Below are 25,682 nucleotides of genomic sequence, written 5' to 3' on the forward strand. Positions count from 1 at the left end.
GTAATTACAAACTCGTCTTGAAAAACTACAAGGAGAATTATAGAAGAAGGTGATTCCCTTCGTTACAGTAACAACTACCTACTATATTTTTTTTCAAAATTGTTTGATCTTATGCATGGCTTCGACTGCACCTCTACCATAACGGCCTAACTGACTACTGCATCCTCCATTGATTTCTCACAGCTACACCTACTCGTATGACAATTGTGTTTTGGACAAGCTTGATAATGGATTCATCCGGTTATCACTGCTTACAAGACTTTAACGTATACGAACACTCCAAAGACGATTCCTAAATTATCCCCTACCATAACAAAGGCTACTTTTCCTTTTACTATTTGAGGACCAATTTGATTTTTATAATTAATTTTTTAAAGATCTCTATTCAACACCACAATGCTAAATCTTCATTAATAATGATTTCAAAATATAATCAAATCGAAAAGTATGATAATCAAACCCCGAGTGTCTAAACTTATTTTGCCCTGAACGATTTAGGAATGGCACCAGTTACCTTTTTAAAATGGTTATTAAAGTAGGTTGGATATTCAAATCCAAGAGCGTAAGCTATTTCAGCTATACTCCATTCCGTGTGCTGCAGCAATGCTTTGGCTTCCGCTGCTATACGTTCTGCAATATGAACGGTAGTGGGTTTCCCTGTAACCTCTTTAACTGATTTGTTCAGGTAATTGACATGAACATTTAAATGCTGTGCAAATTCCTGGGCAGTCCTGATTTTGAGCGGTTCATTGGTGTTTTCAACGGGAAACTGACGTTCCAGTAATTCCAGAAATAGAAATGCCACTCTTGACGCTGCGTTTTTGTACTTCACCAAATGATCCTGCGGATTCATCTTAAGTGCCTCTTGAATTATGAGATGTAAGTAACTACGAACCAAATCATCCTTGTTAGTATAGTCTGATTCTTGTTCTGCTATTATCTTTTGAAATATCATGATCAAAAATGCTGTTTGCTGTTCATCAACTGCTACCACAGGAGAATTTGCCAGTCTAAGCAAGGGTAATTCATGTTGAGTGCCCTGGCGATGATAAAGTTTTAAAAACTCTTCTGAAAATAGGCAAGCATAACCTGTCATCAATTCTGATTGTATATGAGAAGAATAAGGTATGTGAGGATTTCCGAAAAAAAGAAAAGTGCCATCTATTTCAATTGTGCGGTCTCCATAATTAAGTATAGTATGACCCGTGCTCAGGCAAACCTTATAAAAATCGCGGCGGCCATAGATTGGTATCGGGTGAACCCTGGTTTCTACCTCGTAGGCTTTAAAGCCCTTCATTTGTATATCACTTGTTTGATATTCTGCTAATCCAGTTACTTTTTCACTCATGTTGCAAAGTTACTATAATCAAAGCTGAAATTAAAAAAACAATGAATTAGTGGTATCCCAAATTTCAGATCGATGATTTAAAATTGATTTGATTATTATACTTTTCTGTTTGATTGTCTTTAAAAAAAAATTGGCTTTGACCATACCTTTGTAGTATTCAAACGAATAAAAAATTATCTATGAAAACAGTCAAATTAAATAACGGAGTAGAAATTCCAATTTTAGGATTTGGCGTATTCATGCTATCTGACCCTCAGAAATGTAAAGACAGCGTTTATAAAGAAATCAAAGCAGGTTGCCGGCTCATAACATTCCTGCCGCCTACGAGAAAGAAGAAGTAGTCAGCAGAGATATTAAGAAGAGCGGCGTTAACCATAAGGAACTTTTTACAACCACAAAACTTTGAGTTCAGGATAAGGGTTACGAAAGCACTAAAGCAGCCTTTGCCAAATCATTAAAGAAATTACAGTTAGACTACCTTGATCCTGTTCCAGTTAAATTTCTAAGCGGCCACCGTTTTACTATATCTAAAGTCCAATACATCACAAACAGATAAAACAACATTTAAAAATTATACTTATGAAAACAAGAAAATTAGGAAGCCAGGGTTTAGAGGTTTCAGCCGTTGGTTTGGGTTGTATGGGAATGAGTTTCGGCTATGGCCCTTCTGCCGATAAAGATGATATGATCAAATTGATCCGACATGCTGTAGAAAAAGGAGTGAGCCTTTTTGATACTGCAGAAGTGTATGGTCCTTTTGTCAATGAAGAACTAATCGGCGAAGCTTTGGCTCCATTCGGCCACGAGGTTAAGATCGCCAGCAAATTCGGCATCAAAATAGAAAATGGAAAACAGATAATGGACAGCCATCCGGGTACTATCAGGAAGAGCATTGAAGGCTCTTTAAAGCGTTTAAAGAGAGACAGTATCGATCTTTATTACCAGCACCGTGTCGATGTTAATATTCCAATGGAAGACGTGGCCGGCACCGTGAAAGATTTAATAAAAGAGGGTAAAGTAAAATATTTCGGTATGAGCGAAGCGGGAGCAGATGCTATCCGCAAGGCTCATGCCGTTCAACCTCTAAGCGCTTTGCAAAGTGAGTTCTCTTTATGGTGGAGAGAGCCAGAAGAAACGATTATACCTACGCTTGAAGAATTAGGTATCGGCTTTGTACCATTTAGCCCACTTGGCAAAGGCTTTTTAACAGGCAAGATCACAGAAGATACCATATTTGGCGACAAAGATTTACGCGGTATTTTCCCACGATTTAAAAAAGAAGCTATTGAAGCTAACCAGGGGCTGATCGACCTCATAAATAAGATCGCCAACGATCAAGATGCAACTCCTGCACAGATCGCAATTGCATGGGTACTGGCACAAAAACCGTGGATTGTTCCAATACCGGGAACAACTAAAATCCTCCGTATGGATGAAAATCTTGGCGGTGCTGAAATTGAATTAACAACTGCTAACCTGAAAGAAATTGAAGACACCGCCGCTCAGATCAAGATCGTGGGCGGCCGTTATCCAGAAGCAATGCAGAAAGGCATCAACCGCTAATCACATCCAGAGGCTGTCCGAAAAGTAATTTCCGGACAGCTTTTTTTATGTCTCATTTTTTCTGTAAACAACGCCCTCTTGGCTCATCACCCTCGCGCAGTACAATGTCAGAATGCAGGAACTCTGCAGCGGCAGCGGAATCTTTTACTTTGACAGCACTCCGCTCTAACATTTCTGATTCAAACTCGGCTAATACACTTTCTCTTATTCCCTTCGCTCTCCATTCTGATAAAGGCCTACACCCTTTTGAGATTCCACGAGCCAACGAAAGCGCATCCAACAACGCTTGGTTTGCCCCTTGTCCTTTGAATGGACTCATTGGGTGAGCCGCGTCTCCTATGAGAGTCACTTTTCTACCTTTGGCCAGCAGTTCTGAATCGAGTAATTCTCGGTCATATACGGGATAGCCCGAAATTTGAACTTCCAAAGTCGCCGCTAAAATAGCAGGAATTGGATCATGCCATTGCGTTCTTCTACATGCTTCTTCCTTTAGTGCTTGCCGTCCTTGAGCACTTAATGCCTTGGCCTCTTCTTCTGACATTGGAAAACTAAGTTGCCACATCACCGAATCAGATGTATATGGCATCATATAAATGCGCTCATTGCCATTAGCGGTTTGAAATACAGTCGCCGAGTCGAGTAAAGAACTATCTCTATTTTTCAACGCACTCAAAGGACAAATACCTAATATCACAATACAACCCAAATATCGCAAAGGACTGCTTTCCTCCCCTATTAGCAACTTACGCACCGAACTGCGAATGCCATCTGCTCCAACCACAAGATCTGCTTTACAATGCTTAATTTCACCATTCACTTGAAAAGACAAATCAACATCTATGCCTTCCGATTCAATATAGTCAACTAATTGATGTCCCCATTGTACCGCTTCATGACCGCCGAGTTGCTCCAATAAAGCGAAACGCAACGCTTGCCGAGCAATATGTACATTTGTACGTTTCTGGAATGTTTTCTCATCTGACTGCATCCACTTTCTAACACCCCATTCCCCAATCACGTTTCCATCTGTAGTATGAACCACATGTCTTGTTGAAATCACTCCTTCTTTTAATGAAATGATTCCCAATCCTTCAATCGCTTTACTGGCTTGTTGCAAAGTGAGCCCGTAACCCTGAGATCTGGCTTCAAAGTTGTTATCACGCTCAAATAATGTAAAAGGAATTCCACGATGTAAACAAGCAACAGCTAGAGCCACTCCGCCAATACCACCGCCAATAATAGCAACGTGGGGGTAGTCTTCCTTATCTGCTTGAGGAGTATTAGCAGAATGAATCAAACCAGATCCATTACAGATTAAGCATGTATACAGGTGACCTTTAGGCAGAACGGGAGCCACGCCTTCTCTTTTATTTTTTTCAAACTCGTCGCATGCCTTCTGGTAGCTACGTCGTGCTTTATAGCTAAGTCCGCGACTTTTTTTTCCGCGCCCCTGACATTCTTTACACATAGTCCAGCTTCCTTGCTCATTTTCTGCTTTTTTCACTTCCACTTTTATTTGACTTTCATCCATGATTAAAATAAAGCTAATGCAATTGATACTTCCCTAACAGTAAAGTAGTGATTGTTACTTTCATTTCTCATAAACCATTGCATGTGAAAATTAATTATTTTTTAATTTCTCACTGCTTTTAATACTTACGCAAATTTAAAACAAAAGTTTAGCTAAATTACTTAAGAAATTTTGGAGAAAACTCGAAACACTAATTACCAGAATATTTTAAAGCCTGATTATATTTTTTTATTTTGAAATGACATCTTATCATTAATAAAATTGTGAGGAACTATATACTTAAAGACAAAAAACTCCATTGAATTAATGAAGTTTTTGTTTTCTTATATTTTTAAAAGTAAGCTAAAAAGGCATCAATACCATTTACTGGTTACCAGCCTTGTGTCAATCCATTTTTAACCACTTCTTCGTATTTTTCCTTATCAAAACGATACAAATTAGGTGCTTTATGCGCAACATTACTTTTCTTCTCGTCTAATTTTATTAAAATCCCAATTGCTGTTATTTTACGTAAAAAATTCCTTCGATCTAATTTTCTACCTAGGATAGTTTCATATAATTTCTGTAACTCGGGAATTGTAAATTTTTCAGGAAGTAAATTATAACCTACAGGCATTAGATTTAACTCCATTCGAAGGGTTTCTAATGCTTTGTTCAAAATCTCCTTATGATCTAACACTAATTCCGGTACTGAATTATGATCAATCCACTCAACTATTTCATTTTTTCCGTCAGGCTGGGGAACCGTTTTTAAGAAATCAACTAAAGCATAATAACCAACCGTTACAAAGCGGCTTGCAAACCATTTCCCTTCGTCTAATGGTATTCCATAAAAATTCAGAACACTATTACTCACCTGAACATCGCATCTATTTGCTGCTCCAAAAGTAGCAAATTGCCTCAGAAAAATTCCTTTTAATCCTGTTCTTCCGCGCAAAACCGTAACAGCAGCCTGATCAATATCTTCGTTTACCGATACGAACCCGCCTGGCAAAGCCCATTTTTCACTGTACTTTGTTTTTATTAACAGCACTTTGAGCTGATTATCATGAAATCCGAAAATCACACAATCTATGGATAAACCCGGCTGATAGTCTTCCTTGTTATCTAAAATGGTTTTTAACATGTGATTTATTCTATAATTAATATGTACTTTTTGAAAAGCGCAATTTAGTTCATTTTATTTTAGAAAATAAAAGAACCCCAAATTTTGATACCGCAACATTTCTTACTTCTGGCTTAAACCAAAATTAAAGTAACAAAGAAACAAATCCATTCGACAAGAAAAACAGATTTGGATAAAAAAAACTTAAAAAAAATCGTAAACAAAAAATTGTAAAATTTTAAATCAACAGCAATGTCAATCAAAAAATTATGTACTTTGCTTCAAAATAACACACTACTTTTCGTTAAAAATACTCACCAAAAATAACGATGAAAAAATTAATTTTATTGCTCATCGGACTTACATTCACTTGCCAAAGAGCGTTAGGAGTTACTACGAGATTGCATTTAGAAATGCCTGCCAGCCAAGGCATAAATGATAAAAAATTATTGAAACAATAAAAAAAGTACTTTGGCAGAAACCAAATTAAATGAAATTATAACAGATTTACGTGCCATTACCTTAAAAGCAAAGGAGTACCACAAAAAAAAGAAATTCTTGTAAAAAAAGTCAAACACAACGATTCGCCTGACAAGTAAGTGAAGAATGCATTGTATTATTGAAAACGACAAGGCAAATTAACCGTTGCAATCAGCTTTAAAAAAGATAGCTCTTATTGGTGATTTTGCAAAAAATACATTATCAAGTAGCGGGAAGTTCACAAGTGCGCCCCACACAAATTCTAAATACCCTAGATGAATCACTAAAAATGGCAAAAGGAACACAATTCTCTTTTTCAACAAGTTATAAAACTGTTGGCGAAACGGATGATGCTAAAATTGCTAAAGCGTTTCAAAAAAAAATTCAGAATTGGCGCTTACTTTTGCAGGTTTGCCGGACAGTTATGAATCTGAAGGTTTTGATAGAAACAACATGGACTTGACTGCAGATTTGATATTCTAGTTGGAAGTTCGTCTGGTGATTTACCTTTAAAAGAAACCTTAAGTATTGAATCAATACTTTTTTAAATTAAGAAAATGCAAAAGATACACACCTAATAACCGCGAGTACTTTTACTACTCGAGTAAAAAAAGAAAATCTTACAGGTTATCAAATGTTTACTTAAATAAAAATGCCATCAATATAAATCTTGACGGCATTTTTATTTTAGTATTGTTATTTCAACTACTCCATAAACCCCAAGGTTCTCTCCAACGCCATTCCACGAGATCCTTTAATTAAAATAATATTATTATCAAATTTCATTTCAGATAAATCATTTGAAAAATTTTCAAATGTATTGTAAAACCAAAAATTATCCTTCTCAATTTTGCATTCATAAAATGAAGAACCAACAAAATAACATTTCACATTTTCTTCCCCTGACAGCATGGCAACAATTGCCTTATGCTCTTGCAAACTTTCGTCACCAAGTTCAAACATGTCCCCTAAAATCATAACTTTATTAGCGTTTTCTAATTGAAGGAAATTCTCAATCGCTACCAACATACTACTTGGATTTGCATTATAAGCATCCAGAATAATTTGATTAGTTCCTTTTGACACTAATTGTGATCTATTATTTTCAGGAATATAACCCTCTAAGGCCTCTTTTATATCACTGTCAGAAACTCCAAAATACTTGCCAATAGCCAAAGCTGCATTGATGTTATTTGCATTGTACAATCCAATTAAATGAGATTTTATAACTAGATTAGAGTAACTAATTTCTACAAAAGGATTGGCTTTTACATCTGTAATATTTAAAGCTGCCTCTAATTTATTAATCCCAAACGTATAGGTATTTAAACTTTTTGACATTTCAACTTGAATAGGGTCTTCCAAGTTTATAAAAACCTTCTTGTTGTTACTTGCAAGATAATGATACATTTCACTTTTCCCTTGAATAACTCCTTCCACACCCCCAAATCCCTCCAAATGTGCTTTTCCAAAATTAGTAATATACCCGTAATCGGGCTTCGCTAATTCGCATAAAAATTCAATTTCTTTTTTGTGATTCGCGCCCATTTCAACAATCCCTATTTCCGTTTCTGAAGTAAATGAAAGTAATGTCAAAGGAACTCCAATATGATTATTTAGATTTCCTACAGTTGCTTTTGCTTTCCTCGTCTTTGAAAGAACAACAAGAATAAGTTCTTTGGTGGTTGTTTTTCCATTGCTTCCTGTAAGCGCAATTATAGGTAGTTTTAGATAACCCCGATGAAATTTTGCCAGCTCCTGCAGAGCAATCAAACAGTCTTCTACTAAGATAGTCCTCTCATCGATAAAATAAGACTCGTTATCAATTATCACATAAGATGCTCCTTTTTCCAATGCTGACTCGGCAAATGTATTGGCGTCAAAGCGATCCCCTTTTATAGCAACAAATAAGGAATCTGGCTTAATATTACGTGTATCTATTGAAACAGAGTTGCATTTTAAAAACAAACTATGAATGTACTTAATATCCATTTGAAACGATTTAAAAAAAGAAAAGCCCTAATCAAAGGGCTTTTCTTTTTATTTTATTTAATTATCAATTTAATTTCTTGCTGATCTCTTCTTATCTGCTTTTGGTCCTACTCTGGACATCGCACATCTAAAACCAATGTAATCTGTTGCCATGTCTTGTGGAAAATACCTTCTTTGAGCCGGATCTAACCAATAAGCTCTATCTCTCCAAGATCCTCCTTTGTAAACTCTTGACTCATCATTAATTAAGGTAGTTCTTTTGCTAGATTTGTCATATTTCCTAACCATTTTTCCTAAACTGTCAGTTGTAACATTGTGTTTCGGAGAGTTGTACATTACTTTATCTGATTTTGCTTTTTCGTTATCAGACTCTGAATCGCCAAAATTATAATATCTGGTTGATTGTTTATCTCCATCTCTATAATTAATGTTATCGCTTTTATCAAAGTTCTGTCTCAAATAAGTCTCTTGTTCGTCAACGGGTACTTGAGCAATTTGACCCGGAAAGTTTCTGGCAATAATTCTACCATTACTCAACGTATCATACTTCATGTTGTCTTTGTTAACTATCTCTACTTTACCATCTGCACCAATTTTATTCTTGGTGTATTGATTTCCTCTAAAGTAGTTAAAATCATTCGCTTCGTTATCAATTACAGGTCTATAAACATCTTGTACCCACTCCGCTACATTTCCTGCCATATCATACAATCCAAAATCATTAGCAGGATACTTCTTAACTTCATTAGTGATATCAGCTCCATCATCAGACCAACCTGCTATCCCACCATAATCTCCATTTCCTTGCTTAAAGTTGGCCAATTGATCCCCTTGACTCTGTCTCTTTCCTGAGCGCGTATATCCCCCTGACCAAGGGTATTTTTTCTGACCTTTATAGATGTTGTATTCTCTCTGACCTACATCTGCAGCTGCTGCATATTCCCATTCTGCTTCAGTTGGCAGCCTGTATTCTGGAAGAAGAATTCCTGATGAACGTTGTGCGTAAACATTTTTTGGTTCAGTAACTGTTCCATCTTTCCCCGCTTTTGGTGTTTTTCTAGCTCCTCTTCCCCCTTTTAAAACAACATCTTCATTTCCTCCGTATGCTGATGTAGGAGAATTTAAATAAGTTTCAGTATCAAAATTACTCTCGGCTGTTACATCGAGTGTTTTAGCATTCTTTTTAAGATATCCGTTTTTTTCTAATAGCGCCTCATTTACACGCTGCGTTCTCCAGTTACTGAATTCAGTTGCTTGAATCCAATTCACTCCAACAACCGGATATTCTGCATAAGAAGGATGTCTTAAATAGTTATTAGTCATTGTTTCATTATAACCCAATCTGTTTCTCCAGACCAACGTATCTGGTGAAGCACCTTCATATATGTTTTTATATATTTCCTCCGTTGGCGGATACACACTTTTCAACCAATCTAAATAATCTAGATACATTGAATTAGTTACCTCAGTTTCATCCATATAAAAAGATTGAACGTGCTGTTGTGTTGGTGTATTATTCCAATCGTGCATCACATCATCCTGAACTTTTCCCATAGTAAATGTACCTCCCTCAACAAAAACCAAACCTGGTCCTGCTTCCTGCTTTTTAGTACTGGAACCTTTTTTACTATCCATATTCCAACCAGTTGCTCTGGAAGTGTTCTTTGAACTGGATTTTTTACTGCAACTGGAGAAACCAACAATCAACATGATTGATAGTAACAACTGTAAGCTCATAATTCTGTTTGCTTTCATACTCTTTATTGGGTAATAATTTTAGTGCCGCAATATAATAATTAACAATTAACAAGCGTCTATCTTTTTTATTAAATCTGTAAATCTAATTTTAACATTAAATTATCTAGAATAACGCAAATTTATAATATTTATTATTTACAATAACATGAAATGATTTATTTTTACTAATTAATAATAACCCACTATTAATCACGTTAAAAAAACAATGAGAAAATTACTTTTGGCTATACTAGTCTTACTTCCGTTTGTTTCTTTTGCCCAAATTAAAGGTGACATTACCATCGAATGGTTAGAAAAAAAAGAAATGTCCTATGGGGATTCTAAAGTTATTATTCCTCATTTCGCAGGAAATAGCTTTCACTATGACGCTACAAAAAAAACATTGCTTTTTACCTTAAAAACGAAAGACCCCGTTTCTTTTGAACAAGGTAAGGTGCAAATCACCAATACAAACTACGAATCCATTTCAGTAGAGCAGCTTGGCGACTTAATCTCTGAAAATATCCCAAAAACAACCAACGCATCGCTAGTTATATCGAATTCAAGAGACATCAAAGAAGCATTTGTTAACATTTCCCCCATCATAAAGGATGATTTTGGATTCAAGCGAATCAAATCCTTTTCCTATGAAATAGAAATCAATAACGGTAAAACAGCCCAATCAACAAAAAAAGTGAATACAATTTCTAATTCTGTTTTAGCAACTGGCAACTGGTATCAATTTTATGTGGAAAAATCAGGAGTGTATAAGATATCTAAAAACTTTCTACAGCAACTGGGAATAGATATTACTACAATTAATCCCCGAAAAATAAAAATCTATGGCAATGGCGGTCGAATGCTACCTCTTTCAAACAGCATTTATTATCCTGATGATTTAATTGAAAATGCAATTCAGATTAATGGTGAAAGCGACGGCATTTTTAACAACGAAGATTTTATCCTTTTTTACGCTGAGGGAGTAGACACTTGGAATCCGGAAAGCAGAACGCACCTTAATTTATATGATAACAAGTCCTATTACTATATTACTGTCCAAGGCGCTGACGGAAAGAGAATTTCTCCTATGGCTCAACCTACTGGAAATAGCACGTTGAATTTAAATTCTTTTGATGATTATCAATTCCACGAGCAAGATCTTGTCAACATTGCCCGTTTGGGTCGACAATGGTTTGGGGAATCATTTGAAGTAAAAAACGAACAGGAATTTGATTTTAGTTTTCCAAATATTGACTCTTCCGTTCCTGTAAAAATAATGCTAACAGCGTCCTCTGCAGCTTTCACAACAACCTCCTTTAGCGTAACTGCAAATGGCAATGCAGCGGGTACCATTACTTTTCCCGCACTTAGCGTCACATCTGGCACCGAATTTCTCTTAGGTTCCCTACCCAATAACACTAATTTTAATGGCGCTGAAAACACAAAAATTAAATTAAAATACAACAATAACGGCGTCCCTGGCTCCAAAGGTTTCCTAGATAACATTAGACTCATCGCTAAAAGAAAACTTCAGGGCTACGGAAAACAATTTCATTTTCAGTACGATCTATCCGGTTCGAATATAGGTATTGTAAATTATGAACTTTCAAATGCTACTGGAATTAATCAAATATGGGACGTTACTGATCCGTACACAGTTTCCAAAATCGAAAACACAAATCAACCTACATTCAGCTTCAAAGCCAATTTAGGCGAACTCAGAAAGTACATTGCAGTTGATGCCACAGATTATTACACTCCCTTAAGAGATAGCAAATCTAAAGTTGCTAATCAAAATCTAAAAGGAACTTTATTTAAAAATAGTCTAGGTCAATTTCAAGATATTGATTACGTCATCATTTCACCCTCCTTTTTAATTTCACAAGCAGAGAAATTAGCCAATTTCCATCGTAACTATTCTAATTTAAATGTCAAAGTAGTTCCTTTAGAATTAATATATCAAGAATTTTCTTCAGGAAAACAGGATATCGCTGCGATAAGAAACTGCATCAAATACATTTATGAAAATGCATCAACGAGCAATAAAAGAGTAAAATATATTAATCTTTTTGGTGATGCATCTTATGATTTTAAAAATAGAATCGTGAACAATACGAATGTCGTGCCTATTTATCATTCTTTAAATAGTAGTACAACAGGAGAATCCTCTTTTGCCTCAGATGATTTTTTCGGATTAATGGATCCCTCAGAAGGAAATATTGTCTCCTATTTTGGAGGAATAGACATTGCTGTGGGTAGAATGTTGGTAAATAACAGCAAACAGGCTGATGAGATGGTAAATAAAGTAATTGAGTACCATGATGTAAAATCGTACGGGAGCTGGAGAAACAACTTTGTTTTAATTTCTGATGACTCCGATATACCGTCAGATGCGAGTTTACAAAACAGACAAAATGGACTTGCAAATACCATTTCTTCAGAAAAGCCATTTTTGAATGTAAATAAGATTTTACTCGATTCTTATACGCAAGAAGCCTCTGCCGGCGGTTCCAGATATCCAAAAGCAAGAACTGATTTTTTTAATGCTTTCGAAAAAGGAGCTTTAGTGTTCAATTATTTGGGTCATGGCGGTGAAGATGGTTTATCAGCAGAGCGCATTTGGGAAAAATCAGACGGGCAGAACTTAAGCAATCAATACAAATATCCATTGTTTATAACGATTACCTGTGAATTTTCTCGTTTTGACAATCCGTTTAGGCCAACAGCTGGAGAATACACTTACTGGAACCCAAAAGGAGGAGCAATTGCAATGATTACTACCATACGCTCTATTGGTCAATTTAGCGCTGAAAATTTTAACGATCTGCTTACAAGAAATTTATTGTCGTACAATTCAAACCAATATACTTCAATAGCAGAAGCATTACGAATCTCTAAAAATAGTAACCCAAATTCAGCTACCAATGTTGTTTTTTATATTGGTGATCCAGCATTAATGCTTGCTATACCAAAACCAAAAATTAGACTTACCAAAGTAAATGATATTCCAGTCAGCCAAACGATTGATGATTTTAAATCATTATCAAAAATAAAACTAACAGGAGAAGTTACCGATGAGAACAACAATCCACTGAGCAACTATAATGGTGAAGTTTCTTCCACTATTTTTGACAAGGACGTTATTAGAACCACCAATAACAATGACGGAAATAGTCCTCCAATTAGCTTTAATGTATTAGGAGAAACAATATTTAGAGGAAATGCTACGGTTACTAACGGTCAATTTGAATTTAGTTTTGTAGTACCTCGAGACATCAGAGTCCCATTAGCCAATGGAAGAATTAGCTTTTATTCCAAAAAAAATCAGCTTTTACAAAACGAAACTGGGTACGACTCTACTATAAAAATAGGAGGGATAAACGAAAATGCTATTGCAGACAATATTAGCCCAAGAGTGAAGTTATATATGAATGATGAAACATTTGTTTCCGGAGGCACAACAAACGAATCTCCTTTTCTTGTGGCGAATCTTGAGGATGAAAATGGGATAAATACAGCTAGTGGAATAGGACATGACATTGTTGCCGTATTAGATGGAGATGTCAGCAATCCTTTTGTTTTAAACGATTATTATCAAACTAAACTAGATGATTTTACTAGAGGGACACTTCGGTTTCCATTACGGAATTTAGCTCCAGGGTTACACACCATTTCATTCAAAGCTTGGGACGTATACAACAACCCAATCACCGCTGAAATTCAGTTTATTGTAGTAGGCGATGAAACGATAACATTGACACATGTATTAAATTACCCTAACCCATTTGTTAGCTATACCGAGTTTTGGTTTACACACAATAGACCATATGAACCATTAGAAGTTCAGGTTCAAGTAATGACAATAACAGGAAAAATAGTTTGGACAAAAAATCAAATTATTACAACGGAAGGTTTTTTGTCAAAAGAAATAACTTGGAACGGTAAAGATGATTTCGGCGACCGCCTTGGAAAAGGAGTTTACGTGTATAAGTTAACTGTAAAATCTACGTTGACCAATATCAAAAGTGAAAAATTCGAAAAACTTGTTATACTTTAATAAAATACTATATTTGTTTAATAAATAGTACCACTAGAATGAAAAAAACAATATTCCTTTTAATTTGTCTCTCACTTGTTTCATTTGCCAAAGCTCAGGATCGCGTTATAGTACCTGGCGTTCAGTTTTTACTTGTAGCTGCTGATGCAAGAGCAGCAGGTATGGGTGACATGGGTGTTGCAACATCTGCCGATGCTTTTTCCCAACAATGGAACCCTGCTAAATATGCATTTTCTACAGATGCGCAAGGATTTTCCATTAGTTACACCCCTTACCTTACTGATTTAGTAAATGATATTTCATTAGGACAGGTGACCTACTATCAAAAATTGAATGAAAGAAGTGCCTTTGCCGGAAGCATTCGCTATTTTGGTTTAGGAGATATAGAACTACGACAAACAGGCGAACAAAATGAAGACTTCCCAATTGTCTCTCCAAACGAATTTGCAATCGATGGGTCTTATTCCCTAAAACTTAGTGAAAAATTTTCCATGGCTATTGCGGGACGATTCATTAACTCGAATTTAAAAGTAGCTTCAGACAACAATGATGCAACTTCAGCTAGTTCTTTTGCGGTTGATGTCGCCGGTTTTTATCAATCCGAAGAAATAGCTTACAATGAATTCAATGGAAGATGGAGGGCTGGATTTAACATTCAAAATTTAGGTCCAAAAATCAGCTATGACAATGATGAATTCAACAACAATTTCTTGCCTGCTAATTTAAAAATCGGAACTGGTTTTGATTTTATATTAGACGATTATAATAAGGTTGCAGTAAATGTCGAACTAAATAAGCTATTAGTACCAACACCTCAGAATCCGGATTTAAATGGAGACGGCACAGTAACACCCGAAGAAAGAAATCAAAACAATGACAATTACCGCGCTATAGGATGGACCTCAGGCATTTTTAAATCATTTGGAGATGCACCTGATGGGCTAAGTGAAGAAATAAAAGAATTTACTTATGCACTTGGCGCAGAATATTTGTACCAAGATTCCTTTGCGATGCGTTTGGGTTACTTTCACGAAAGTCCGTTAAAAGGTGCTAGACAATTTTTCTCTATGGGAGCAGGTTTCAAATACAATGTAGTAAAAGTAGATGTTTCCTATTTATTCTCAGCGTCAAAAGTAAAAAACCCATTAGAAAACACCCTACGCTTTTCACTTACCTTCAATTTTGGAGATAAATATGACGAATACTAAACATAAAAAAAATCTACAAATAACAATCCAAACTTCAACACTATGAAGTTTGGATTTTTTTTCCTTAAAAAAATATGAAAGAAATAACAATTACCACACAGTTCAAAGTGTACGAATCCATTCAGGAATTACCAAATGACATTCAGGATTTAATGAAACAAGCCGTTGAAGTAAGAAAAAATGCTTATGCCCCTTATTCCAAATTCAGAGTTGGAGTAGCCATTTTTTTAGACAATGGCAAAATTGTACTTGGCTCAAATCAAGAAAATGCAGCATATCCGTCCGGGCTTTGCGCAGAGCGTGTCGCTATTTTTTATGCTGGAGCAGTTTATCCAGAAGCCAAAATTTTAAAAATGGCAATTACGGCTGCATCAGACACTAATCAAACTACAGCTCCGATTCCGCCTTGTGGATCTTGCAGACAGTCAATTGCAGAATATGAAATAAAACAAGAGAACCCAATTGAAATCTATTTTATGGGAGAAATTGGCGCTATTTACAAATCAGATTCCCTGAAAAACTTACTTCCATTTATGTTCGATAAAAAATTCTTGTAAAAATTCCAAAAATTGCCTATTAAATTTTAGTTCTTACTTGGAATGTCTTATTTTTGCATTTCGCAAATTTGTGGGAGGAAACTATTTTGCGTTATAGTACAAATTGATAATACAATAACACTTTAGCAAAAGAAAAATTCAGATGAAAGAAGTTACAAAAGAAGTATATTTAAAGTGGTATGAAGATATGCTGCTTTGGAGAAAGTTTGAGGACAAACTCGCCGCATTATACATCCAACAAAAAGTTAGAGGATTTCTACATTTATACAATGGTCAAGAAGCAGTATTAGCTGGTGCATTGCACGCTATGGACTTGACTAAAGACAAAATGATTACTGCTTACAGAAATCACGTTCAACCAATTGGTATGGGAGTTGATCCTAGGCGTGTAATGGCGGAACTTTTAGGAAAAGTTACCGGAACTTCAAAAGGAATGGGTGGTTCCATGCACATTTTTTCAAAAGAGCACCGTTTTTATGGTGGTCACGGAATTGTAGGAGGTCAAATTCCTGTAGGTGCAGGATTGGCTTTTGCTGACAAATATTTTGAAACTGGCGGTGTTACTATGACCTATTTTGGTGATGGTGCAGCACGTCAAGGTTCTTTACACGAAGCTTTTAACATGGCTATGTTATGGAAACTTCCAGTTGTATTTATTGTTGAAAACAATGGATACGCCATGGGAACTTCTGTAGAAAGAACAGCCAATCATACTGATATCTGGAAATTAGGTTTAGGGTATGAAATGCCTTGCGGACCAGTTGACGGAATGAACCCTGTAAAAGTTGCTGAAGCAATGACTGAAGCAATTGACAGAGCACGTCGTGGTGACGGACCCACTTTCTTAGAAATGAAAACATACCGTTATAGAGGTCACTCTATGTCGGATGCGCAATTATACCGTTCGAAAGAAGAAGTAGAAGAGTACAAAAAAATTGATCCAATTACACAAGTTTTAGATGTAATTAAAGATAAAAACTACGCAACAGAGGAAGAAATCCAAGTAATTGATCAAAGAGTAAAAGGTTTAGTGGAAGAATGTGTAACATTTGCCGAAGAATCTGAATACCCACCAATTCAACAACTATATGACGTAGTATACGAACAAGAGAACTATCCATTTTTACCTCATAAACTATAAATCAATTATGGCAACAATAATTACAATGCCTCGTTTGAGCGATACGATGACGGAAGGAACGGTAGCGACTTGGCTTAAAAAAGTAGGTGATAAAATAAGTGAAGGAGACATCCTAGCAGAAATTGAAACCGATAAAGCAACAATGGAATTTGAGTCTTTCAACGAAGGAACACTTTTACACATAGGTATACCTGCAGGTGAAACTGCACCAGTAGACTCTTTATTAGCGATTATAGGAAAAGAAGGTGAGGATATTTCGGCATTACTAGCAGGGAAACCAGCTGATGCAGCACCAGCAAAAGAAGAAACAAAAGTTGCTGAGGAAACAAAAGTTGCTGAAGAAACAACTGCTGCTCCCGAAGCTACAAAATCTGCAGCACCAGCAACAACTTCATTACCAAAAGGAGTTGTAGTGATTACCATGCCTCGTTTAAGCGATACGATGACGGAAGGAACTGTAGCGACTTGGTTGAAAAAAGTAGGTGATGCTATTGCTGAAGGCGACATTCTTGCTGAAATCGAAACTGATAAAGCTACGATGGAATTCGAATCTTTCAACGAAGGAACCTTATTATACGTAGGAATTGAAGAAGGTAATACTGCACCAGTTGATAGTCTATTGGCAATCATTGGACCAGCAGGAACTGATATTAGTGGAATTGCTGAAAACTATAAAACTGGCGGAGCGCCAAAAGAAGCTCCTGCAGAAGAAAAAGAAGTGGCTTCAACAGAAAAAGCTTCGGAACCAATTGTACAAGAACCATCAACTGACGGTCAACGAATTTTAGCTTCACCATTAGCAAAGAAAATTGCAAGTGATAAAGGAATTCAATTGACACAAGTTAAAGGTTCCGGTGAAAACGGACGTATTGTGAAAAGCGATATCGAAAACTTTACTCCACAAACTGTTGCTACTCCAGCACAAACAACTGCCGCTGCACCAGCAAAAACAGAGACTGCGGCTGCGCCAAAAGTATTTGTTCCAGCAGGAGAAGTTTTTACAGAAGAAATCAAGAATTCGCAAATGCGAAAAATCATTGCGAAACGTTTAGCAGAATCTTTATTCACTGCTCCACATTACAATTTAGTAATAGAGGTAGCTATGGATGAAGCAATGAAATCCAGAACTATCATAAACAACGTTCCGGATACAAAAGTATCTTTTAACGATATGGTAATCAAAGCGTGCGCAATGGCTTTGAAAAAACACCCAAAAGTGAATTCACAATGGAGAGAAGATTCTATTCTAATCAACCATCATGTGAATATTGGAGTTGCTGTAGCTGTTGAAGACGGATTAGTGGTTCCTGTATTGCGATTTACAGATGCTATGAGTTTATCTCAAATTGGTGGTAGCGTAAGAGATCTTGCAGGAAGAGCTAAAAACAAAAAATTACTACCTACAGAGATGGAAGGCAGTACTTTTACAGTTTCTAATCTTGGAATGTTTGGTATTACTGAATTCAATTCTATCATTAACCAACCTAATTCTGCTATCCTATCTGTAGGTGCTATTGTAGAAAAACCAGTGGTTAAAAATGGTCAAATCGTTGTAGGAAACACAATGATGTTATCTTTAGCTTGCGACCACAGAACAATTGATGGTGCAACTGGAGCTCAATTTTTACAAACATTGAAACAATTTATAGAAAACCCAGTTACAATGCTTGCGTAATAACTCGGTTTTTAAAACACAAATCCCGTCTTGTTTAAAAACTTGACGGGATTTTTTATTTATTCTTCTCCTCAATCCAACGCGACATGTATTTGGTACTTCTTAAAGTATGGTGTTGTAACATCGCTCCCATAAAATTATTCCATCGATGCTGCTGTAAATTAGAGCGTAAAAATTCCATTTTAGTTCTAAAGTCACTCTCGAATAAACCTTTAGAATATCGTTGATTGATTATTTCAATTCCGTCTTGTTGGGCTTTAAGCCAAAGTGTTTTATCTTGATGCAATTGCACCGCTCTATCCGCAAAATCAACAATGTCATCTGTGATAAAACCATTCCAAAGCAAGTCACCATGCATGGATTCTGAACCAATGGAAGTCGTGACGCTTGGCGTTCCACATTGCATCGCTTCTAACAATTTCCCTTTAATACCAGCACCAAAACGCAAAGGAGCCAAAACAACTCGCGCTTCCTGAACTATTGCTTGAGCATCATTCGCTCGTCCCATGATAAAAAAGCCTTCTTTTTTGTTGTGTAATTGAAGTACTTTTTGTGAGGGATATGCGCCATAAACATTCAATATAGCTTCAGGTAGCCGTTTTTTAATCAAAGGCCAAATCGTTTCTTTTAAATATTGAACGGCATTCCAATTAGGCTCATGAAGAAAATTTCCAATAAAAACAAAGTCGGTCCTTTCTTCAAAAGTCGGTAATTGATCAATTTCAGCAACATCAATTGGTTCTAATAAAAAAGGTAAATAATGCAATAAAGAGGTATCAATTTTAAACACTGATTCTAATAATTCCATTTCAAATTCAGAAATCATCAAAGACAAATCACAACGTAAAATACTGGCTATTTCCCGTTTTGAAACCTCTTCAATAAACAAATCAGTGGTCTTAAAGAAACGGTTTTCTTTGAAAGCTTTCTGGCGAGCTAATCTTAGACAATGCAAATCTTCGGTATCTAATAATCGTAATGCATCCGGACAATTTTCAGCAACGCGCCAACCAAATTGTTCTTCCATCATAAAACGGTCAAACAAAACCACATTCGGATCAAAATCTTTTATAAAAATATCAAAACTGGAATTATTAAGTTCTATAGCTTTTTTCTCCACATTGTATTCTTGCAAATCAACCATAAAATCACTGTCTTGCGCAGGACTGGCAAACGTGATACTAAAACCTTGCGCTTTAAAAAGTGATATCAGCTGCAACATCCTTCCTCCTGCTGCAGACGAATTGGGTTCCGGCCAAACAAAACCGATGATTAAAAGCTTTTGAACTTGATTCATAGTATTATAAAATTTCAATTGCAAAATAATGCTATTTTGACTTCAATCCGGTCATTTAAATCAAAAATAGATTATAAAACACTAATTTTGTAGCAAATAAATATCATTAACATGTTAGGATTAAAATTAGCCACAGACCCGCGTTGGGTAAATATAGTTGAATCAAATATAGAAGAAATCTTGACGGATCATGCTTGGTGTGAACAAAAGGCAGCTTCCAATGCAATAAGTCTAGTTACTTACAATTCGGAATTGGAAGAATTAGTAACCGAAATGTTGATTATTGCCAAAGAAGAATTAGATCATTTACAATTGGTTCATAATTTAATCAAAAGCAAAGGATTGACTTTAGGTAGAGAAAGGAAAGACCATTATGTAAATGAACTTTTTAAATTCATGAAAAAAGACGGCAGTCGAAAAGATGCTCTTTGTGACCGATTGTTATTTTCAGCTATGATTGAAGCTAGAAGTTGCGAGCGATTTAAAGTTTTATCAGAAAACATAAAAGATGTTGAATTGGCTACTTTTTACAGAGATCTAATGATTTCAGAAGCTGGGCATTACACAACTTTCTTAGGTTTTGCACGTAAATATGCTGATAATATAGATGTAGACAAACGATGGAAGGAGTGGATTGAATTTGAGACTTCCATAATCACTAACTATGGCAAACAAGAAACGATTCACGGTTAGATAGGAAAGATACTATCACATTAAACAAAAACAGGATGCCGAAAAAGCATCCTGTTTTTGTTTATTTAAATTAAGTAAATCATTTCACAATCATAAACTCAGAACGTCTGTTTAATGCGAACTCCAATTCGGTACATTTATCTTGACAATCTATTTTTGGTAGCGATTCACCGTATCCTGTTCCTAAAATCCTGTTAGAATTGATACCTTTAGAAATAATATATGCCACAGTAGACTGCGCTCTTCTCTCAGATAAATCTAAATTATAATCATCCGTTCCTCTGGAATCCGTATGCGCTTTTACATGAATTTTGATTGCATCGTTTTGCGACATAACATAAACTAATTTATCAAGTTCTACTGCTCCACGATCTGTAATTTCACTTTTATTAGAGTGGAAATAAATAGGGTTTAATAGGATTTCAGTTTCTGTAACAATAACATCAATAGGCTCTAATTTAGCATCAATATATATTTTACCTTGCTCACTTGTTGCAGAAAAAGATTTAGTTACAAAACCATCTTGAAAAACTTCTAATTTATACGGCTTTTTACATTCTACATTATAAACAACTTCACCACTATTATTAGTCATTTGGGTATCAATAATAGTATTGTTTGCATCTAAAAGTACTACTTTAGAATTAGCTAAAAATACTGCAGTTTTAGCATTTTTGACAACAACGGATATTTGCGCCTTACAAATTGGAGTCGCACTATAAATATGATCTTTACCGGAACGATTACTCGATACAAATCCTATATTTTTATCTGGATTGAAAGTAAAAGCGAAATCATCTTTCTCAGTATTCACTGGATTTCCAAGATTATTGGGATCCAAATCTCTATTTAAATCAACAGAAAAAACGTCAAAACCTCCAAAACCAGTTAGTCCATTTGAAGAAAAATACAAAATCGAATCATCCGTTATGTAAGGAAAATTTTCATCGCCAACTGTGTTAATTTTAGTTCCTAAATTTTCAGGTACTCCAAAAGTTCCATCTGTGTTAACTGTAACTTTCCATATATCTGTTCCTCCTATTGAACCCGGCATATTGGATGCAAAATAAAGGACCTTTCCATCTTTATCTATCGAAGGATTGCCAGTAGAATAACTTTTACTATTGAATGGTAAGGGGATAATATTGCTCCATTTCCCATTTTCTTTAACTGCTTTATACAGATTTACTTGACCAAACTTGAGCTTATGTGTTTTATCTTTTTCGAATAATTTATCCTTGAAACTTTCACTTGAAAAATAAATGATCGTTCCATCTTTAGTTAGAGTAACTGGACCTTCATGGAATCTTGTATTTAATTCATCAACAGGAATTGCATCTGAATAACTTCCATCAGCATTATAAGTTGACTGGTAAATATCTAAATACGGTTCGTTATTCCAACCGTATATTTTGTTACTTTCATTTCTGGCACTTGCAAAATAAAGAGTATCACCATAAAGAACCGCACCAAAATCTGATCTTTCAGAATTGATGGAAATTCTGTTTAAATTAAAACGATTTTCGATAGCATTCAAATCCGTAAGGTAATTTGGATTTTCGCTAAATGTAACTGCACGCTGATCATTAGGCGCTATTTTAGAAAACGCTTTCATTTGGGCATTTGATTCCGCATATTTACCGTTAGACTTCAGCATTTGAGCATATCTGTAATAGGTTTCCGCATCTTGCTGTGAAGCCATTGCTTTAGCATACCACTTTTCGGATTCTATAGTTTCTTGCATAAAATAATAACTATCGCCGAGCTGCTTGCTCAAATAGGTATCAGAATTTCCTTTTTCGACTAATGCGATGTAATCTTTGGCCGCTTCAACATAATCGTAGCTTTCAAATAATTTATCAGCATTCTTAGTCTCTTTATTTTGTGCGCAAAGTGAAAAACTTGCTAACGCAAAAAACAACAATATTGTATTTTTTTTCATTACGTTCAGTAATTAAATTTTAGAAAAACCTCGGGGAACGGGACACTTTTTTTGACTCAAATAAATCATATAACAATATAAATTCATGTGATGAAGGCGCAGTAACTTTTAAATCTGAAACGATATGATCATAAGCATAGCCGATTCTTAATTCTGGAGTTACTGCAAAATTGATCATTCCGCCAAAACTATCTTGTAATCTGTACGTTGCCCCAATTTCAAATTTTTCTTGATATAAAAAATTAGCTGATAAGTCCAGAGAAGGAGTTACATCAAAAGCTGATTTCAGCATAAACGAAGGTTTAAATTTTAGTTCGTAATTCACATCAAAAACATAACCTGCAGTTAGAAAATAATGCGATACATCTGAGCCATATTCACGTCCGTTGTAATCTAAATGAACTGCTTTTAACATATTAGGAAGTGATAATGCCACATAATATTTATCAGTATAATAGAATAAACCTGTACCTAAATTCAATGAAGTATCATTAATATCCTCTCCAAAGATACCTTCAGTTGGGTCCGGCAAGCTCGATTGAATATCCCTTAGTCCTACTTTATGAAAAGAAACTCCCGCTTTTAGACCAAATGCCAATCGCTGTGTATCGCCTAATTTCAAAGTATATGAGAAATCTCCAAAAACATTTTGTTCCGTAACCGGTCCAATTTTATCTGAAATAAAAGAGATCCCAATTCCAACATTTTTACCTGCTGGTGCATGACCAGAAAAAGTAAATGAAGCCGGTGAATCTTCAATATTAACCCATTGTTTTCTATATAAAAGTCCTAAAGAGAGATTCTCTTTTGAACCAGCATAGGCTGGATTGACAACGTTCATATTATACATATATTGAGTATAATGTGGATCTTGTTGTGCCTTTACATCTATACAAGTGAAGAGTGTTAAAAGCGACATCAATAGTATTTTGTTCATATCTATATATTTTTCAGTTTATAAGTCCACTTAAAATAGCTGTGGACTAATAAATATATTAATTACTGTTTTTCTCTAATCAAATAAATCCAACCCGTTTTTGGCTCACTACTTTTGAATTCAATCACATAATAATAAGTAGCGCTTGGTAGATCATCTCCTTTATTTGACTGGCCTTTCCATTGGTCTGTATAATTCTCTTGGCTATAAACTTTAATACCGTATCTATTAAATATTTCCAGTTTTTTGACATCCATCAATCTTAAATCGAAGTAATCATTTGAACCATTTCCATCTGGAGAAATTCCTTTTTGAATATTACAATATGCAGATTCAACTGTCACATTTGCCGATGTTTCGCAACCTGTAGCTGCGGAAGTTACCGTGAGCGAATAGACAGTAGGGAAAACTATTTGTCCGTTAGGAGTTGAGGCGATGACAGAAGAAACATTTAAAACATTTGAATTTGTTCCAATAAGATTTCCATCTTTATCTTTCCATTGATAAGAAACCTCATTTGAATCGTATGAATCTGATAGCGGATTTGCCGTTAAAATATATTCTTTGTTTTCACAGTCACCTGTGGTTTCAAATTGTATTTGTGACGGAATAGCGTTTATAGTTACTTCAGATCCTAGAGTAATACATGCAGGACTAGTAGTAAATCGTACACTCATGGTGTATTTTCCAGGTGTCAAATTATTAAAAACAGGACTATTTTGATAAGCATTACCTAAACTGTATTGCACATCTGCTTGTGTACTGATTGTAATACTTCCGGAAGGCTCCAAGCAAGTTGGTTGTATAACTTGTACCAAAGCTGGAGTGGAAGGCAATAACGGAAGTGGATTGACTGTAACACGTACCGGACTTATAACTGAACATGTATTATCAGCAATATTTCTAGCATACAATAGGTAGTCATTTGGTGCTAATCCTGAAAAAGTATTCGAAGTTTGATACGTCACACCGTTCAAACTGTACTCTACACCAGATTGAGCTACTACTGTAATAGTTCCCGAAGGAATCGCACAAGTTGGCTGAATCACGGTTGTTGCGGTTGGGACTATTGGAGGAATTGGAATAGCATTAATAGTAATTGTTGATGCCGATTGAACTACACATGTATTATCCGCTGTGTTTCTTACATACAATGTATAATTGTTTGGAGTCAATCCTGAAAAAGTATTCGAAGATTGATACGTTACACCATTCAAACTGTACTCTACTCCAAGTTGTGTTGTTATTGCAATACTTCCCGAAGGAATTGAACATGTTGGTTGAATTATACTAGCCGAAGTTGGTGAAACAACTACTGGTATTGAATTAATTGTGATAGCTGATGCTGAAGGCGTAACACAGGTATTATCCGCTGTATTTCTTACATACAAAGTATAATTGTTTGGTGTCAATCCTGAAAAAGTATTCGAAGATTGATACGTTGTTCCATCCAAACTATATTCTACTCCCGATTGTGTAGTGATGGAAATACTTCCTGATGGAATCGCACAAGTTGGTTGCACTACGCTGGCTGTTGTTGGAACAACTGGAGGAAGTGGAACTGCATTAATCGTTATTACAGTTGATGAAGGAGTAACACAAGTATTATCCGCTGTATTCCTTACATATAAAGTATAATTGTTTGGTGTCAATCCAGAAAAAGTATTCGAAGATTGATACGTTGTTCCATCCAAACTATATTCTACTCCAGATTGTGTAGTGATGGAAATACTTCCTGATGGAATCGCACAAGTTGGTTGCACTACGCTGGCTGTTGTTGGAACAACTGGAGGAAGTGGAACTGCATTAATCGTTATTACAGTTGATGAAGGCGTAAGACAGGTAGTATCCGCTGTGTTTCTTACATACAAAGTATAATTATTTGGTGTCAATCCAGAAAAGGTATTCGAAGATTGATACGTTGTTCCATCCAAACTATATTCTACTCCCGATTGTGTAGTGATGGAAATACTTCCTGATGGAGTAGCACAAGTTGGTTGCACTACGCTGGCTGTTGTTGGAACAACTGGAGGAAGTGGAACTGCATTAATCGTAATTACAGATGATGAAGGTGTAACACAAGTATTATCCACTGTGTTTCTTACATACAAAGTATAATTGTTTGGTGTCAATCCAGAAAAAGTATTCGAAGATTGATACGTTGTACCATCCAAACTATATTCTACTCCCGATTGTGTAGTGATGGAAATACTTCCTGATGGAGTTGCACACGTTGGTTGCACTACGCTGGCTGTTGTTGGAACAACTGGAGGAAGTGGAACTGCATTAATCGTAATTACAGATGATGAAGGAGTAACACAAGTATTATCCGCTGTATTCCTTACATACAAAGTATAATTATTTGGTGCCAATCCTGAAAAAGTATTCGAAGATTGATACGTTGTACCATCCAAACTAT

At 35.7% G+C, this 25,682-nt stretch carries 18 protein-coding genes; 9 read left to right on the plus strand and 9 right to left on the minus strand.

The features are described from left to right. Positions 1–475 precede the first annotated feature (475 nt). A complete protein-coding gene (locus E0F91_RS15595) occupies positions 476–1,348 on the minus strand; it encodes a helix-turn-helix domain-containing protein (RefSeq protein ID WP_132067366.1) in 873 nt (290 codons plus the stop codon). Between the two features lie 179 nt (positions 1,349–1,527). Here E0F91_RS15595 and E0F91_RS17800 point away from each other — a divergent pair, with 179 nt between their 5' ends. Then, positions 1,528–1,689, plus strand: a complete 162-nt coding sequence (locus E0F91_RS17800; protein ID WP_165930148.1) for a hypothetical protein — start codon at positions 1,528–1,530, stop codon at positions 1,687–1,689. 238 nt (positions 1,690–1,927) lie between these two features. Next, positions 1,928–2,911, plus strand: coding sequence for an aldo/keto reductase (locus tag E0F91_RS15600; protein WP_132067367.1), 984 nt, complete (start codon positions 1,928–1,930; stop codon positions 2,909–2,911). Between the two features lie 52 nt (positions 2,912–2,963). On the opposite strand, the gene E0F91_RS15605 is transcribed toward E0F91_RS15600, so the two are convergent. Further along, positions 2,964–4,442: an FAD-dependent oxidoreductase gene (locus E0F91_RS15605; protein ID WP_132067368.1), complete on the minus strand. Its 1,479-nt coding sequence runs from the start codon at positions 4,440–4,442 to the stop codon at positions 2,964–2,966. 370 nt (positions 4,443–4,812) lie between these two features. After that, positions 4,813–5,568, minus strand: coding sequence for an NUDIX hydrolase (locus E0F91_RS15610; RefSeq protein ID WP_132067369.1), 756 nt, complete (start codon positions 5,566–5,568; stop codon positions 4,813–4,815). Between the two features lie 664 nt (positions 5,569–6,232). On the opposite strand from E0F91_RS15610, the gene E0F91_RS15615 reads away from it, so the two are divergent. Next, positions 6,233–6,490 (plus strand): hypothetical protein, encoded by a 258-nt coding sequence (locus E0F91_RS15615; protein ID WP_132067370.1) that lies wholly within the window; start codon positions 6,233–6,235, stop codon positions 6,488–6,490. 242 nt (positions 6,491–6,732) lie between these two features. On the opposite strand, the gene E0F91_RS15620 is transcribed toward E0F91_RS15615, so the two are convergent. Both E0F91_RS15620 and gldJ read right to left on the minus strand, forming a co-directional pair. Further along, entirely contained in the window at positions 6,733–8,019 is a 1,287-nt protein-coding gene (locus tag E0F91_RS15620; RefSeq protein WP_132067371.1) for a UDP-N-acetylmuramoyl-tripeptide--D-alanyl-D-alanine ligase, read from the minus strand. A 69-nt stretch (positions 8,020–8,088) separates the two neighbouring features. Next, positions 8,089–9,774 carry a gliding motility lipoprotein GldJ gene (gldJ, locus tag E0F91_RS15625; protein ID WP_132067372.1) on the minus strand — a complete coding sequence of 562 codons (1,686 nt, stop codon included), beginning with the start codon at positions 9,772–9,774 and terminating at the stop codon, positions 8,089–8,091. Between the two features lie 208 nt (positions 9,775–9,982). On the opposite strand from gldJ, the gene porU reads away from it, so the two are divergent. The 5 genes from porU (at position 9,983) to E0F91_RS15650 (ending at position 18,394) form a co-directional block, all read left to right on the plus strand. Continuing rightward, positions 9,983–13,813: a type IX secretion system sortase PorU gene (gene porU / locus E0F91_RS15630; RefSeq protein WP_132067373.1), complete on the plus strand. Its 3,831-nt coding sequence runs from the start codon at positions 9,983–9,985 to the stop codon at positions 13,811–13,813. 38 nt (positions 13,814–13,851) lie between these two features. Next, positions 13,852–15,021 carry a type IX secretion system outer membrane channel protein PorV gene (gene porV, locus E0F91_RS15635; protein WP_132067374.1) on the plus strand — a complete coding sequence of 390 codons (1,170 nt, stop codon included), beginning with the start codon at positions 13,852–13,854 and terminating at the stop codon, positions 15,019–15,021. A 74-nt stretch (positions 15,022–15,095) separates the two neighbouring features. Further along, a complete protein-coding gene (gene cdd, locus E0F91_RS15640) occupies positions 15,096–15,578 on the plus strand; it encodes a cytidine deaminase (RefSeq protein ID WP_132067375.1) in 483 nt (160 codons plus the stop codon). Between the two features lie 142 nt (positions 15,579–15,720). Next, the gene (pdhA, locus tag E0F91_RS15645; protein ID WP_132067376.1) at positions 15,721–16,719 is read left to right on the plus strand and encodes a pyruvate dehydrogenase (acetyl-transferring) E1 component subunit alpha; all 999 of its coding nucleotides are present in this window, start codon (positions 15,721–15,723) and stop codon (positions 16,717–16,719) included. Positions 16,720–16,726: 7 nt separating this feature from the next. Beyond that, positions 16,727–18,394 carry a pyruvate dehydrogenase complex dihydrolipoamide acetyltransferase gene (locus E0F91_RS15650; protein WP_132067377.1) on the plus strand — a complete coding sequence of 556 codons (1,668 nt, stop codon included), beginning with the start codon at positions 16,727–16,729 and terminating at the stop codon, positions 18,392–18,394. Positions 18,395–18,449: 55 nt separating this feature from the next. On the opposite strand, the gene E0F91_RS15655 is transcribed toward E0F91_RS15650, so the two are convergent. Continuing rightward, positions 18,450–19,691: a glycosyltransferase gene (locus E0F91_RS15655; RefSeq protein ID WP_132067378.1), complete on the minus strand. Its 1,242-nt coding sequence runs from the start codon at positions 19,689–19,691 to the stop codon at positions 18,450–18,452. A gap of 111 nt (positions 19,692–19,802) precedes the next feature. Between E0F91_RS15655 and E0F91_RS15660 the strand changes: the two genes are divergently transcribed. Further along, a complete protein-coding gene (locus E0F91_RS15660; protein ID WP_099713544.1) occupies positions 19,803–20,384 on the plus strand; it encodes a MiaE family protein in 582 nt (193 codons plus the stop codon). A gap of 79 nt (positions 20,385–20,463) precedes the next feature. On the opposite strand, the gene E0F91_RS15665 is transcribed toward E0F91_RS15660, so the two are convergent. The 3 genes from E0F91_RS15665 to E0F91_RS15675 form a co-directional block, all read right to left on the minus strand. Then, a complete protein-coding gene (locus E0F91_RS15665; protein WP_132067379.1) occupies positions 20,464–22,326 on the minus strand; it encodes an OmpA family protein in 1,863 nt (620 codons plus the stop codon). 19 nt (positions 22,327–22,345) lie between these two features. Further along, positions 22,346–23,263: a PorP/SprF family type IX secretion system membrane protein gene (locus E0F91_RS15670; protein WP_132067380.1), complete on the minus strand. Its 918-nt coding sequence runs from the start codon at positions 23,261–23,263 to the stop codon at positions 22,346–22,348. 62 nt (positions 23,264–23,325) lie between these two features. Beyond that, positions 23,326–25,682 (minus strand): T9SS type B sorting domain-containing protein (locus E0F91_RS15675; protein ID WP_132067381.1); only part of this gene is annotated, 2,357 nt, incomplete at its 5' end.

The organism is Flavobacterium sandaracinum (assembly GCF_004349135.1).
GTDB lineage: Bacteria > Bacteroidota > Bacteroidia > Flavobacteriales > Flavobacteriaceae > Flavobacterium > Flavobacterium sandaracinum.

Bases quoted from the DNA above. Each gene is read 5' to 3' on its own strand.
- E0F91_RS15595 (WP_132067366.1), bottom strand. From the start codon at position 1,348: ATGAGTGAAAAAGTAACTGGATTAGCAGAATATCAAACAAGTGATATA.
- E0F91_RS17800 (WP_165930148.1), top strand. From the start codon at position 1,528: ATGAAAACAGTCAAATTAAATAACGGAGTAGAAATTCCAATTTTAGGA.
- E0F91_RS15600 (WP_132067367.1), top strand. From the start codon at position 1,928: ATGAAAACAAGAAAATTAGGAAGCCAGGGTTTAGAGGTTTCAGCCGTT.
- E0F91_RS15605 (WP_132067368.1), bottom strand. From the start codon at position 4,442: ATGGATGAAAGTCAAATAAAAGTGGAAGTGAAAAAAGCAGAAAATGAG.
- E0F91_RS15610 (WP_132067369.1), bottom strand. From the start codon at position 5,568: ATGTTAAAAACCATTTTAGATAACAAGGAAGACTATCAGCCGGGTTTA.
- E0F91_RS15620 (WP_132067371.1), bottom strand. From the start codon at position 8,019: ATGGATATTAAGTACATTCATAGTTTGTTTTTAAAATGCAACTCTGTT.
- gldJ (WP_132067372.1), bottom strand. From the start codon at position 9,774: ATGAAAGCAAACAGAATTATGAGCTTACAGTTGTTACTATCAATCATG.
- porU (WP_132067373.1), top strand. From the start codon at position 9,983: ATGAGAAAATTACTTTTGGCTATACTAGTCTTACTTCCGTTTGTTTCT.
- porV (WP_132067374.1), top strand. From the start codon at position 13,852: ATGAAAAAAACAATATTCCTTTTAATTTGTCTCTCACTTGTTTCATTT.
- cdd (WP_132067375.1), top strand. From the start codon at position 15,096: ATGAAAGAAATAACAATTACCACACAGTTCAAAGTGTACGAATCCATT.
- pdhA (WP_132067376.1), top strand. From the start codon at position 15,721: ATGAAAGAAGTTACAAAAGAAGTATATTTAAAGTGGTATGAAGATATG.
- E0F91_RS15650 (WP_132067377.1), top strand. From the start codon at position 16,727: ATGGCAACAATAATTACAATGCCTCGTTTGAGCGATACGATGACGGAA.
- E0F91_RS15655 (WP_132067378.1), bottom strand. From the start codon at position 19,691: ATGAATCAAGTTCAAAAGCTTTTAATCATCGGTTTTGTTTGGCCGGAA.
- E0F91_RS15660 (WP_099713544.1), top strand. From the start codon at position 19,803: ATGTTAGGATTAAAATTAGCCACAGACCCGCGTTGGGTAAATATAGTT.
- E0F91_RS15665 (WP_132067379.1), bottom strand. From the start codon at position 22,326: ATGAAAAAAAATACAATATTGTTGTTTTTTGCGTTAGCAAGTTTTTCA.
- E0F91_RS15670 (WP_132067380.1), bottom strand. From the start codon at position 23,263: ATGAACAAAATACTATTGATGTCGCTTTTAACACTCTTCACTTGTATA.